Annotated in this window: 10 protein-coding genes and 1 pseudogene; 1 reads left to right on the top strand and 10 read right to left on the bottom strand. The window is 34.0% G+C overall.

Annotated features, from left to right (window positions below):
• Nucleotides 1–96: 96 nt before the first annotated feature.
• The 4 genes from HMPREF0634_RS01585 to HMPREF0634_RS01570 are packed head-to-tail and all read right to left on the bottom strand — an operon-like array spanning nt 97 to nt 2,904.
• Entirely contained in the window at nt 97–966 is an 870-nt protein-coding gene (locus HMPREF0634_RS01585; RefSeq protein ID WP_007788369.1) for a hypothetical protein, read from the bottom strand.
• The gene (gene rsmA / locus HMPREF0634_RS01580) at nt 967–1,845 is read right to left on the bottom strand and encodes a 16S rRNA (adenine(1518)-N(6)/adenine(1519)-N(6))-dimethyltransferase RsmA (protein ID WP_007788361.1); all 879 of its coding nucleotides are present in this window, start codon (nt 1,843–1,845) and stop codon (nt 967–969) included.
• Nucleotides 1,838–2,392, bottom strand: coding sequence for a ribonuclease M5 (gene rnmV / locus HMPREF0634_RS01575; RefSeq protein ID WP_007788377.1), 555 nt, complete (start codon nt 2,390–2,392; stop codon nt 1,838–1,840). Before rnmV ends, rsmA begins: the two co-directional genes overlap by 8 nt.
• Nucleotides 2,389–2,904, bottom strand: coding sequence for a DUF1836 domain-containing protein (locus HMPREF0634_RS01570; RefSeq protein ID WP_165480180.1), 516 nt, complete (start codon nt 2,902–2,904; stop codon nt 2,389–2,391). The genes rnmV and HMPREF0634_RS01570 overlap by 4 nt, the downstream gene beginning before the upstream one ends.
• Nucleotides 2,905–3,265: 361 nt before the next feature.
• Here HMPREF0634_RS01570 and trhA point away from each other — a divergent pair, with 361 nt between their 5' ends.
• On the top strand, nt 3,266–3,916 hold the full coding sequence (gene trhA / locus HMPREF0634_RS01565) for a PAQR family membrane homeostasis protein TrhA (protein WP_040565607.1): 651 nt from the start codon (nt 3,266–3,268) through the stop codon (nt 3,914–3,916).
• A 113-nt stretch (nt 3,917–4,029) separates the two neighbouring features.
• Here trhA and proC read toward each other — a convergent pair whose 3' ends face one another.
• From proC to HMPREF0634_RS01535, 6 genes and pseudogenes are all read right to left on the bottom strand, one after another.
• The gene (proC, locus tag HMPREF0634_RS01560; protein WP_007788365.1) at nt 4,030–4,833 is read right to left on the bottom strand and encodes a pyrroline-5-carboxylate reductase; all 804 of its coding nucleotides are present in this window, start codon (nt 4,831–4,833) and stop codon (nt 4,030–4,032) included.
• A gap of 56 nt (nt 4,834–4,889) precedes the next feature.
• A complete protein-coding gene (locus HMPREF0634_RS01555) occupies nt 4,890–6,368 on the bottom strand; it encodes a hypothetical protein (protein WP_123795783.1) in 1,479 nt (492 codons plus the stop codon).
• Nucleotides 6,369–6,623: 255 nt separating this feature from the next.
• The gene (locus HMPREF0634_RS01550; RefSeq protein ID WP_243440492.1) at nt 6,624–6,785 is read right to left on the bottom strand and encodes a hypothetical protein; all 162 of its coding nucleotides are present in this window, start codon (nt 6,783–6,785) and stop codon (nt 6,624–6,626) included.
• A 47-nt stretch (nt 6,786–6,832) separates the two neighbouring features.
• Entirely contained in the window at nt 6,833–9,322 is a 2,490-nt protein-coding gene (locus tag HMPREF0634_RS01545; RefSeq protein WP_007788367.1) for an ABC transporter permease, read from the bottom strand.
• A 331-nt stretch (nt 9,323–9,653) separates the two neighbouring features.
• Nucleotides 9,654–10,325: pseudogene (locus tag HMPREF0634_RS01540) on the bottom strand (ABC transporter ATP-binding protein); the annotation flags it as partial.
• Nucleotides 10,326–10,354: 29 nt separating this feature from the next.
• Nucleotides 10,355–12,901: an ABC transporter permease gene (locus HMPREF0634_RS01535; RefSeq protein ID WP_007788379.1), complete on the bottom strand. Its 2,547-nt coding sequence runs from the start codon at nt 12,899–12,901 to the stop codon at nt 10,355–10,357.
• Between the last annotated feature and the right edge of the window lie 834 nt (nt 12,902–13,735).

The following is a 13,735-nucleotide window of genomic DNA, read 5'->3' as shown; positions in this document are numbered from 1 at the left end:
AATTTAAATCAATCTTATTTGACAGAGAGCCTGTTTTTTGTGTATAAGATATCTCGTCTATATATTTCACTATTTAATTAATTTCTTGTAGGCGACCTACTTGAAAACCTCGTCATGCAAGTAATTATATAATTCTGGAAAAACCTCATAGTAGGCTGTATTGTCACCACAAGTAACCTTTATAAAGTCCTTGCCCATAGTCTGGATAAATATCTTTACACCAGATTTTTCCATCTTTATAGTATAGTTGTCCTTTGACTTCTTAAATTCCTTTTCAGGCTGGATTTTACCAACCTCCCTCTTGTAGAGAATCTTGTAAATCAGGTCGTCCTTCTTCCACGGCCAAACCTTCTTGGATTCATCACCATGGTAGATTCTGATAGACCCCATATTTTCCTTGTTGGTAATAAAGTCTACGGATGTATATATCAACTTCCTGTACTCTGCTTCAAGCTCGGCCTTCATAGAAACGGGTACCTTATAGTTTTCTACCCTCTTACCACTGGTGATTACAAAGTAATTAAAGTCCGTCTTGAAATTTAGGCTGTTGTCAGTATAGCCCTTGTTGCTAGTCTTAAAGTCATCATCTAAATTCCTAACCTTAACAAAGACCTCAGCCTTCCTCTTGAATTGTTCGAGAGTTTCCCCGCTTATCTTAATATTTTCAGTCTCTTCATCCGATATGTATATTTTCTTGGATTCCTTAAACCTTACTAGGAGGGACTTTTTTGCCTCTTCAGCCTTTTTGGCCTCCATAGCCTCTTGGGTCTTGGTCTTCTCTCCACCGGTATCAACACTCATTATATCCATGGTCTGACCCTTATCAATATTTATCCTAGCCATCTTAAAGGATATGCTATAAAGGAGCATAAAGATCAGTATAACCACTACCACACGAACTATAATATTCAACTTAAGAAATATTCCAGCAATCCAATTAAATAGTCTTTTTATTAGCTTCCACATCTACTTAACCGTCTCCTTTAACTTATTTCCTATGACATTAGATAGGATGGCAAATTCGTCAAGGCTAAGGGTCTCCCCCCTCCTCTTAGGATCTATACCCGCTTCCTCCAGAGCCTCCTTGACCTGGTCCTTGGCCAGGTTGCCCATACTGGAAATAGAATTTAGGAGGGTCTTTCTCCTTTGACCAAAGGCTGCCTTTACCACCTTGAAATATAGGTCTTCATCGTCTACCTTGTACTTTCTTTCCGGCCTAACCCTCAAGGCTATAACTATAGAGTCTACATTTGGCTGTGGTACAAATAGGTGCCTAGGTACCTTGGCCACAATTTCTGTATCACAATAGTACTGGACAGCCACTGATAGGGCACCAAAATCCTTGCCTCCTGGCTGGGCATTCATCCTCTCAGCCACCTCTTTTTGGACCATAACAACTATGTCTGTCACATTTATATTTTCTTCCAAAAATCTCATTATTATTGGGGTAGTTATATAGTATGGCAGGTTGGCTACTAGCTTTACTGGCCCACCACCTAGGTTTTCATCTATAAGACCCCTTATATCGGCCTTTATTATATCTTCATTTACTATCTTTACATTATCATAGTCTCCAAGTGTGTCTGCCAAAATAGGTATGAGGTTCTTGTCTATCTCCACAGCCATAAGAGCTTCGGCCCTAGATGCCATTTCCCTTGTCAAGGTACCAATGCCCGGTCCAACCTCTATAATCTTGTCTCCAGGACCAATACCGGCACCAGCAACTATCTTGTCTACTATGTTGTCATCTATCAAAAAGTTCTGACCCAGGGACTTTGTAAATTTGAAACCGTGTTTCTTAACAAGGTCCATGGTTGCACTATGAGATGATAGCCTCTTATTCATGGTCTCCACTCCCCTCTGCATACTCCTTCAAGGCCTGGTCAAATTCCTGCCTTGTGACACCATAATTGTTGAGTCTGCTTAAAAATTGCTTGGAATTTCCATAGCCTATGCCCAATAGCCTACCAAGTTTGTCCCTCTTGTAAGATGACTGGTCTCCACCTATAAGGCCATTTTTTACCAGGTCTATATTGGAAAACTCCTTCTTGTCAGTCTTTATTTCAGTCCTAACCTTGGCCAGGGCTGCCAGTATACTTTCTGGACTGGCATTTTCTATACCAATATCCCCATCCTTGATGGCCTCTTCTCTTGGTAAAAATGCATGCTTACATCCCTCAACCTGGTCGCTTATCTTTTTTCTAATCCTTTCCCCTGCATAGTCTGGGTCGGTAAATATAATTACCCCCCTCCTGGCCTGGGCAGCCTTTATCCTCTCCATTACCCCCTTTGGAAAACCAAATCCTCCAGTGGCAATGAGTTCACAATCCAGGGCCCTCTTTACAGCCCTAATATCGTCTCTACCCTCTACTACTATTACTTCTTTTATCATTGGTCATTATCTCCCCTAATTATAGCCCTTGCCGTCTCACTCAATAGGTTTGAATAGTAGCAAAGCATCAATACATCTAAAAGCTTACTTTCTGAACCAATAGGCATGTTTTCTTTCAAGTCTTTAATTATCGGTCCCATAGCCTCTATTAGGCTATCATTCATAAGCTCTTTTTGGTCTATAAATAGGCTGTAGGCACTTTCTACATCCGAGTCCCCAACCAGGTCCCTTATTTCCATCATACTTATATCCCTCTTCAAAAGGCAGGTAATCACTATCATAAGTATATGCTCTTTGGTGTATTTTTTCTTGACTGCCGGCTTTATAACCCCACTCTTTGCATAGTTATTTATCATGGTCTTAGTCAAGGCCTGCTCCCCCTCATTATATGGGAAGTACTTGTTAAATAGGGTCAAGACCTGGTCCATATAAAGGTCTATATCCGGCACGTCTTCTAGCCTGATATCAGACTTTTGTGTCAGGTCTTTGATTATATCTTCAATCTTGTACATTTTACCACCATCCCTATCTTCCTGCTTGGTCAATTTCTCTTAGTCTCTATAAGTATCGCCGACTCTTTTTGCCTAACTTGGCTTCTATCTAACCTATCTTTTATCTATACTTTTCTTCTATCTATACTTATTGCTATATTCTCTTTTATAGCTACTTTTTACTTTTTTTGTTAGAAAAATTCATGGTTATATTTACCTGCAAATTTTTCATGCAGAATATATTATACCATGTATTTATAAAAAATTGTAAATCAATAGCCATAAATCACTAAAAAAATACTTGAAAATATTTGTTATAGGGTTTATAATGTCATTATACATAGTTCTTAATACTACATAGATTTGATTCGAGGTGAAAAACATGAACATATTTAAACTGCGAGAACCTATCAGCTCCATTACACATTTAATAGGGGGTGGCTTGTCAATACTGGCCCTGGTCCTATTGATAGTAAAGCAGGTTCTTGCCCCATCTATAAACTACAACCTATTTGTATCAACAATTATATTTGGAGCATCAATGATCCTCCTATACTTTACCAGTGGCATCTACCATGCCATTAGTGCTAAGAAAGAAAAACTGGTCTTGTACATGAGAAAGCTAGACCATTCTATGATATATGTCTTGATTGCAGGCTCTTACTCACCATTTTGCCTATATGTCCTTCCTAGAAAGACAGGCATACCGGTATTTGTAATCCTGTGGCTAATAGCCATAGTGGGTATTCTGATGAAGATACTTTGGATTAATATGCCTAGAATCCTATCCTCTGCCCTATACATAGGTATGGGTTGGGTTGCAATTTTCGTCATTAAGGACCTCTATATCAACCTGGTTGGACCGGCATTTTTTCTCCTGGTACTTGGTGGCCTACTATATACCATAGGTGGGGTTATATACGCAATTAAAAGGCCCAACATCAAGAATTGGAACTTTCATGATATATTCCATATCTTCATAATGCTAGGCTCACTGGCTCATTTTTTACTAGTATTTTTGTTTTTAATATAGTTTTGAAATGTATAAGGAGACTGTCAACCCAACAAATGGAAACAGCCTCCTTTTATAGTATTATATATCCGTATATCAACTTATTTTTATCGTCTATGCATCCACATATTAACCTATCTCTCCTTGCTCATCTCCCTGGACCTCTCTACACAGGCCAACTGCCCCTTGATTACGGCATTTCTAAGCCCATTCTCCTCTAGAACTTCTACTGCCCTAATTGTAGTTCCTCCTGGTGAACAAACCATATCCTTCAGGACACCCGGATGTAGGCCCGTCTCCATAACCATCTTGGCAGACCCATATACAGCCTGGGCAGCGAACTGGTAGGCCTGGTCTCTTGGCATACCAGATAAAACCGCCGCATCGGCCATGGCTTCTATAAACATAAATACATAGGCCGGCGAAGATCCACTCACACCTATAACTGCATCCATCATAGACTCATCTATAAGCTGGGTCTTTCCTATACACTTAAAAATCTTATCCACTTCCACTAGGTCGTCATCTGTAATTTGTTTATTCTTTACCAGGGCTGACATGGCCTGACCAACCATGGCCGGTGTATTTGGCATGACCCTGACTATCTTCTTATCACTACCAACAATATCTTCAAGGTGATCTAGGGTAAGACCTGCTGCCACTGAAACTAGTATCTTACCGTCCAAAAGACCTACTATCTCCTTTAAAAGGCCAGCTAGCTGGTAGGGCTTGACTGCCAGGATAATTATATCTGCAAAATCAACCACTTCTCTAGCATCCAGGCTAGTCCCTATCCCATATTGACTGGCTATCCTATCAAGGGTCTCTTGACTACGAGCAACAGCCCTTATATCTTTGCTAGTTATTAGACCTGACTTCAGGATTCCACCTATCATGGCGGCCCCCATATTGCCTGCCCCTATAAAACCTAATTTCATACCTTCCTCCTATGTAAGTAGCCACCTTTCAATAATTTTATATTAGAAATAAATTATTAGTAGCCAATTTGATAAATCCTATATCCTAGACCAGGACCCAGATTTATCAATTCGAAGCCTTGTTCGTCTACCCCGTTTTCTTTGACTATGGCTTCCCTAAACCTATAATCTACCTCTACCATATAGGCCTTATCTATAGTATTTAATTCATCCTCAAATTTGCGTTCATCAGGCTTTATCGACAATAACTTGGCCGAAATAATATTCTCTATATAGCCATCCTCTACATCATGTTTACTTTTGAATAACTTAGAATAACCATCCCTATAGTCTGGTAACCTAAGGCCTTCTTGTCTCTTGTCTCTGGCGTTCTGCAATTCTACAAATTTCCTTATTATACCTTTGTCTCCCAACTTATCTAGCTCAGCAGCCTCCTTGTCATGGACCATCTTGGTCTTTACCCAGTCCTTATATTCAATCTTAAGCAGGTCTTCTAAAGTCTTGCCATCGAAAGAGTTCGTATTTCCATAAAAATCCTTGTAGGCTCCCACAAGCTTGTCTCCAGAAAATATAGCTATTAGATAGGATTCGTCTTCACTAGGTCTCTTTTGACTCTCTTTATTCAGTCTATACCTTTCAAAACTCAAATCCTGTCCTCGATATGGGGCCAACCCATCTTTAAAGTCTGTATTTTTTAATAGATCATTTACATAGGCAAGGTAAAGGTTAAACCTATCGCCATATGTAGGCTCTTCTAGTTTATTTGGAAGCTTAACATCCACATGACTAATCCTATACTTGATATAGTCACCCTTGTCCCTTACATACTTGTCCAGGTCTTTTGACAATGGTCCTTTATCATGGCTATCCATCATAGTATATATAATATAATCTAAATCTTCATATCTTAGCTTATATATGCTACCCTTTTTATTGACTAATAATAAATCTCTTCCTAAAGCATTTTCTAATACAAAGTCTACCTGGTCTCCTGACTTACTCTTAAAGCTGATACTTGACTTTGGTTCAACATTCCCCTTGATTGTAGTATTTTTATAATATCCATGCTTATTCTCCTTAATGTCCTTTATATAGCTGTCTATCATCGCTTTTTCAGGACTTAACTTCAATCTATTGACAATATCTTCCTTCTGAGAAAGAGCTTCTTTATAGATTTCATCTCCCTTAAGGTCTTTTTTGCCAACACCCATAAATATATCCGCAAAGGCTAATACTTGGCTCTTACTTTTAATATCAAGGGTCCTTTCCAAGACAAGTATATCGTTCTTTTTTGAATCATGTCCGCCAATCCAGTCATCAAGTGTAATCTTGATAGATTCGATATCCTTGATACCAACTAAGTCTTCCAGGGCCTTTAGGTTTTGCCTATTTTCCTTATCAGCTTCCTGACTTTGACCGACCTGATTAAACATATCATCCTTGGAGCTCTGACTTTGACAAGCGACCTGTGATAAGCCCAAAGACAATAAAAGTACTGAAATAGCCAGTTTTTTAGATAGATTCATCTTCATCATACTACCTCCTACATAAAATACTATTATCGCCGTTCATTTATAGCATATATCAATTACTATTTTTATTATATCATGTATAAGTAATTTTCAGAAATATATATTTTTTAAAAACATTATTGAAAATAAATAAAATTTCATCTATCTTCTAAAATAGGAGAGTTGGAATTTATCCATACTCTCCTTAGAACTAATAGCTTAAAAATTTCCGTATATTTAATTATCAATATATAACTCATATATAAATTGTATATCCGATTATTCATTGTAATATAACTTTTTGTATTGGTCTGAGTGCCTCAACAAATTTTTATGATTTCCCTTATCTATGACCTTACCATCGTTTAGGACGTAAATATTATCTATATCCCTGATTGTAGATAATCTATGAGCAATTATTACTACAATCTTATTATTCAAATATCCTTTTAAATTTTTTATTATTTTTACACACATATTTAATATCCTTAATTAATTTTAATTGCTTTTATAATCCTATTTATAAGTACATAAGCTATGGTTCCTGATGCAAATACTAATAGTATATAGACAAGTATATTTATATACGGAACTGTAAAGTATATGTCAATACTTAAGCCCTTCAAAAGTGCCCTTTCCTTCCAAAAGTCATAAAACTTATACGCATCTATCGTACAATAAAGTATTCCTATCAGTAACCCAGGAACTATTAGTACAAGTATTTCATACAAAGAAATTCTTTTTAGTTTCCTCTTGTTTCCACCCAATGCATTAACTATACTGTACAAATTGTAGTTTCTGACAAAACTTACAACCAAGCCAATAATAATATTTACGCTTGACATCAATAGTAGAAAATATGATATTGTGACCTTTCTCATTTTAAAGCTATCCACTAGTTTATTAGCATCATTAAATGCATCAGCTTTCGTTTTAATATTTACATATAAATTATCACCATATATTTTTTCTATTTCATTTTTTACATTATTTATACTGTTCTTCTTATTCAAGGTAATATATATACTGTCTGCACCACGTCTTCCAACTAACTTTTCAAAATCCCTATCTAATAGCACTATATCAGGTATTGCCTGTTCAGTATTAGAGTATATATACCACTCTTTGCTTAAAAATCCCGCCACCCTAACTTTATGATTCTTATACTGTATATCCCCATTTATATCATAATGAGGCAAGGATATTTTTATAATATCTCCCTTTTTTAAATTCTCAATTACATTCTTATTTTCATGCTGTATTATTGAATAAAACTGGTTATATACTAATACATTTGGAATGTCACTCTCTGAACCTATGCTTGCATTATTCTCAATAAAGTCATTATCCACCAAAAACTTATTTATGCCATTATTATCAAAAGATAAAATATCAAAGCGTAAGCCCTTTATTTCATTGTCATTTATCATATGTAGTTGCTTGTAGTCTGTAGTCAACTGATTAGTATTTAGATATTCATACCCGTCCTCACTACTAACACCATAAACCCCTTTTATTCCTTCTATGTTTCTTATGCTATTTAAGTCATTTTTACCAAAATAAACAAGGTTCTTATTGACATTAAATTCTCTATAGACATTAAAGTCCACCTTTTCATAAAATGCTAATTCATTATTGGTAACACTAGCAGGAACTGTATTATAATAGTTAACTAAATACATATATCCAGAGAAAGCTAATATCACTATATTAGACACTATAAATAACTTTTCGCTCAATAAATTATTAATTAAGATTTTGTGTTCTAGTTTCCTCAACCTTAAGATCTTAACAAGTTTACTTGAATAATCCTGCCCCTTACTATACTGTTGAATCGGTGTCTTATACAATATTTCTTTACATGAATACAAACTGGTAGCCATATACACAATAAACAAAGGTTCTACAACCTTAACAAATAGATTTACACTAAACAATACATTTGCCTTTTTTGAATCTATCAAAGATCCAGTAAAATCAAAGCTGTTTATCAGCATTCTACTTATGAATACACTAACCATTAATGCTAGGCTACAAGATACTATATATATTATTAGACTTTTTAATAACTCTATAATTATTGTTTTCTTTTTTGAACAACCTAACAAACGAAGCAATCCTTGCCTTTTAGAGGATTCTATTGAATTTAAAATCGATATATTTAATATTATAATTGCAGCAATCAATATAGTAATCCTGTCTATATTTGTTAAAGTTGATGATGCTGTTATCTGCTGATTTAATTCATCAAACATACTATTAGGTACAATATGATCGCTACTTGAATTAATATTATAGCTTAATTCAGCAGACTTATTGATTGTATTTACTCCAGGTTTAAATGATATTGTTCCATTATAGGTTATATATTTATTATTTATAACATCATTTAATCCATTTTTACTACTTATAAATATATCTTGATACTTACATAGATTTTCAACAATTCTTGGATAAGTATAATATCCCACGATTTTTGACTTTACATTGTAATTTATACACTCTTTTTCACCTTTTGCAGAATCGACTATTTTATTTCCTTTAAGTTTAAGATCATCATTTATCTTAAGATTATATTTATCTAATATACTTTTCTCTAGTATAATTTCATCTTTATTTGTAGGAAATCTACCTTCAACTAAGTTTAAATTAAAATTATCAAAGTAATCTCTATTAAACTCTAGTAGGTTTTCTGAAGTTTCATTTTCTATAAATGCTTTTCCAAAGCTTTTAGTTACACTAATAGACTTTATACTATTATCGGATTTGACATACTCTAATTGTGAATAATCTATATCAAAAAATTCGGCCTGTGCCCTTGTTGTGTTATCTTCTATAACTTTCTTCACATAATATGATTGACTATACTGAGCCGTCAAGCTAGAAAATACCACGCATATCATAAAAGATATAATCAGTATAGTAGGAAGGCTGCTCTTATAATCCTTTATAATCGAGTTTAAAATCACTTTTTTCATAGTAACCCCTTCTATATAAATAATTTTTCAATTTTGTTTTTCATAATATCACATAATGCATTAATGTCATCATTTTGTTTTGCGATTATAAAATCTGCTAGACATGTCCATCAAAACACATTATTACTACATGATTCACATTTACTATTTCCAACTAAAGCACATATACTTCCTTTACTAAAAACTAGATCATTATCTTTAGTAAGAGTGGAAGATACAAATCAAATACTGTAACTAATATCACAAATATCGCAGATATACATATCTTCTTTTTATTATTTTTACACACATATTTTAAGAATTTTTTAATGTTATTAATATTTTTATCATTTTTTTCATCGCTTATTATTTTCCCATCACTTATGGTAATAAGTCTATCTGCCTGCTTTGCTATATTTTCATCATGAGTTATCATAAGTAGGGTCTGGTTTAGGTCTTTTACAGTAGACCTAAGCAGGCTCATTACCTCTTCAGTAGTCTTACTATCAAGGTTGCCTGTAGGCTCGTCTGCGAATATTATAGCAGGCTTGTTGGATAGGGCCCTTGCAATTGCCACCCTTTGCTGCTGACCACCCGATAATTCATTAGGGAACTTCTTTAGCTGGTCTTCTAGCCCAACCTTTTTTACTATATCCATAATATATTCCTTGTCTTCCTTCTTTCCATCTAGCTGGATTGGTAGGATTATATTATCATAAACATTAAGGACTGGTATTAGGTTAAAGCTTTGGAATATAAATCCAAATTCTTGTCTCCTAATTTTTGACAATTCATCATCATTTAAGGCATATATATCCCTTTGGTCAAGAAATACGCTACCCTCAGTTGGCTTGTCTAGGCCAGCCATACAATGAAGCAGGGTACTTTTTCCCGAACCACTAGTTCCTATTATGGCAGTGAATTTTCCATTTTCAATTTCTAGGCTTATACCATCAACTGCCTTCACTAGACTTTCTTTTTTTCCATAGTATTTTTTTACGTTGTCAATTTTTAAGGATTTCATATTACCAACCTTTCATAAAATAAATTTCATTATTCACTTCTTGTGTCAAGCTTTATATTCTTTGATACAAGCCTTTTATTTGAGTACATCTGCATTAATATTGATATTATAAATACTAATACTATTAAAACAATTATAGTAGCATATGGTGGATGAAACTCTACATGCGCTATTCCCTTATAATATAGGTCTTGGTCACGTGTGATCTTGTAGTACTTATAGACCCTATATATGCCTATTGACACTCCAATCACCAGACTAGTCACTACAAATATCATATTTTCGATAAATAGGGTCTTTTTTATTAACCTTTTGTCAGCCCCTAGCATCCTCAATACACCAACATCTCTTGTCTTCTTGTCTGTTATTATCCTTATAGTAAATACTAAGGAGAATAATAGGAGTATTGAATAGAAGCTTAGCCTAAATTTGATTTTATCAAAGTATGTCTTATCTCTAAGCTCCTTTTTATTTAGTCTCTCTCTATCCCTGTCCTTGACCTCAAACCTCGAGGATAATCTAGACTTAACTAGATTTGCCTCATCACTTGATGTGACATCAAACCTAATAGCACTAACTGTGCTTGTATTAGTCAAGCTCTTTAGCCTATTTAGGTCAAACATTATCTCTACTGTGGAAGAATTACTAGCAGTCCTCTCCTCTATAGTAGCCTTAGGTTTCTTATTTGGTATAAGCTTCACAGGTAAAAGCTTATAAGTCTGTAGACCATCCTTTATACACGGTAGCTTTATATATACGATCTGACCATCTTTTAGGTTTTTCAAGAACTTTTGGTACTTGTCTGTTTGACCATCATAATAGAAGTTATTTGTCACAGCATAGACTTGGTTCTCTTGCCCTATATTCTTAATATCCTCGCTGGAAAGTATACCCTTGTCTTTAAGTTCCTCTTGTCTAAGAGAATCTATACCTGTAATAGTACAGTCAAATTCATATTTACCCGTACCAGATGAAATACCCTTACTCTCTAGTACAGAATTATTCACTTGGCTTGTATCTTCAACTAAATAACCATATAGCTCCATATTTTGCGTGAAGTTCTTGTACTTGTTTATGTCCACTAGGTCTTTAGAATCAATTCCATTATCTATGGAAAAGCTAGAATTCTTTTTAACGAGGAAATTCCTTCCTAGATAGCTTGCTTCACTCACATCATAAGCAGAATCATTTTCTGCCATAGTTTTTTCAACGCCTAGAACATTAATTATACTACTGACCATAATTACAATTATAAGGATTGGTAGTAGATAGTTATAAAGATTATTTAAAAAACCGATTATAGCTATTTTTGATACTATATTCCTAATCCTTATTTTTTCTAAATTAATATTTTTCGCCCTGGTCTTTCTATCCTCGTTAAGTAGGTCAAGACCCTCTGTCTTATTGTACTTAATTATTAAGTATATTATGTTGACCAGAATTGGAGCAAATATAACAATAATCACTAGCAATATATCTCCTGCATTAAAGTAAACCCTGTAGTTGTCTAGCATAACGTCTATTGCTGAATCTGTAACATTACTACCCCCTATATACCTATAGGTCTGGACATAGCTTATGCATAGACCTAGGACTAATCCAAGTAAACCTAATAGCGAATTCTCTCCTATTAGCATTTTAAATACATCCTTACCTTTAGCCCCCAGTATTTTCAATAGTCCCATATTTCTAAGTCTAATATCATTCAATAGCTTAAATAGGCTGGCTATAAAGAGGACTGCCACAAAAATTAAAATCTTGTCGTCATTGCTCCTAGTAACATAGCTAATAGATTCATTTAACCTTGAAAGCTCAAAGTTTTGTATTACCTTTTGTGGATCATCAGCTACATCAATTCCCAGCTTTACACAATTTCCATATAGGTTATTCATACCATCCTTAAATTTAATTAGAACTGTATAGCTAAGGCTCTGGTCTGGGTACTTGTCAGTATTATATATCCATAAGATTGGATTGACCCTTACCCTGTTTTTCGTCTTAATTTTGCTGATAGCCCTAGTATAATCCTTATTTTTTTCTATAAGGCCTACTATCTTATATTTTTTAGTTGCAGAATATATTTCATGCTTGTTTCCTAGCTCATATTCTAGATTATTGAGGCCTGAAATGAAATCCCCCAGACTAGGACTCCCTTCTTGACTTAAGTAGGACCTATCCAATAGCATTTCACCATTCTCTCTAGGTAAACGCCCACTTGCTAGAACATATTGGTTGGCATCAAGGGCCTCTCTTGTATAACCCTTTAATTCATACTCGAGTCTAGATTTCTGACTGGTAAAGAATCCGTAGTTTTCATACTTGATAGATTTTGACACAGCCTTATTTTCTTCAATTAGTTTGGCCTCCCTATCACTTGCAAGATAGGATGTGGCAGGATAGTCTGGATAAACCTTTTCTACAACCCTTTTATAGTTAATAGACTGGCTCTTGCCCGTTACAAAAGGAACAAAAACAGCATATACTGATACTAGGATTGCTATTAAAACCAATAAGTATATCAGCATATGTTTCCTTATAAAGTTTAAAGAAATCTTGACATATACATTTTTAAGCATATCTAATCTCCTTTCGATATTTTATAATTATTTCAATCAAAGAGTTAATCGCTGTAACTTGATGTAAAAATAGTCCATTCAAAGAAATACATACATTAAATCTATTATTTATACTTTTGATAAAACTATCTATATTATATTTATTTATACTTATGTATGGATTAATAATACCTAATTTTAATAATGTTTTCAAACTTATCGGTCTTGATTTATTAATTATATATTTCGAATTTATTATCTCTAATAATTTATCATAATATTCCTTATACTCAGTCTTATATTCAGATTCGTGACAAAATGTTTTTTTTTCATTAATTTTAGATATATTCTCTAATGAGTCTTCAATCTCTTCAAAAGCTAAATCCCCTTTATCTAATAGTATATTTGAAATAAATGCAGAAATAACACAAGATAATCCTGAATTTTTTCCAAATGATTCTACTTGTTTATCTATGCATAAAAACAGACACTGTTATTTCCTTTTAGTTATATCTGATTACTTCTATTATAAACGAACTGATGGTCAAAATAAGCATTTTCAAGATTTCCTTCACCTATAACACTTTTCGTAGAAATTAGGGGGCTTATTTTTTCATCTACATTATTATTATATACTACTAATATTTTACCTTATTTTTTAATGATTCGCAAACTTTCGATATATCTTCTTCAAATGATCTACTACTAAAAGATGCAACCATATTTATTACCTTTATATCTCTATATAACAATTTTTTCAATACATTCAATAAGTTTAATGAGTATTCCTTTCTTTTTTTATTAAATAGTTTTATAGGATATATATACAATTGTGACAAAATAATACATCTTCAC

Source organism: Peptostreptococcus stomatis DSM 17678, assembly GCF_000147675.1.
Taxonomy (GTDB): domain Bacteria; phylum Bacillota; class Clostridia; order Peptostreptococcales; family Peptostreptococcaceae; genus Peptostreptococcus; species Peptostreptococcus stomatis.
The sequence above is the reverse complement of the archived record's forward strand: the minus strand, read 5'-3'. Positions and strand labels throughout refer to the sequence as shown.

Coding starts and splice junctions, on each gene's coding strand:
- HMPREF0634_RS01585 (WP_007788369.1), bottom strand. CDS start 966: ATGTGGAAGCTAATAAAAAGACTATTTAATTGGATTGCTGGAATATTT.
- rsmA (WP_007788361.1), bottom strand. CDS start 1,845: ATGAATAAGAGGCTATCATCTCATAGTGCAACCATGGACCTTGTTAAG.
- rnmV (WP_007788377.1), bottom strand. CDS start 2,392: ATGATAAAAGAAGTAATAGTAGTAGAGGGTAGAGACGATATTAGGGCT.
- HMPREF0634_RS01570 (WP_165480180.1), bottom strand. CDS start 2,904: ATGTACAAGATTGAAGATATAATCAAAGACCTGACACAAAAGTCTGAT.
- trhA (WP_040565607.1), top strand. CDS start 3,266: ATGAACATATTTAAACTGCGAGAACCTATCAGCTCCATTACACATTTA.
- proC (WP_007788365.1), bottom strand. CDS start 4,833: ATGAAATTAGGTTTTATAGGGGCAGGCAATATGGGGGCCGCCATGATA.
- HMPREF0634_RS01555 (WP_123795783.1), bottom strand. CDS start 6,368: ATGATGAAGATGAATCTATCTAAAAAACTGGCTATTTCAGTACTTTTA.
- HMPREF0634_RS01545 (WP_007788367.1), bottom strand. CDS start 9,322: ATGAAAAAAGTGATTTTAAACTCGATTATAAAGGATTATAAGAGCAGC.
- HMPREF0634_RS01535 (WP_007788379.1), bottom strand. CDS start 12,901: ATGCTTAAAAATGTATATGTCAAGATTTCTTTAAACTTTATAAGGAAA.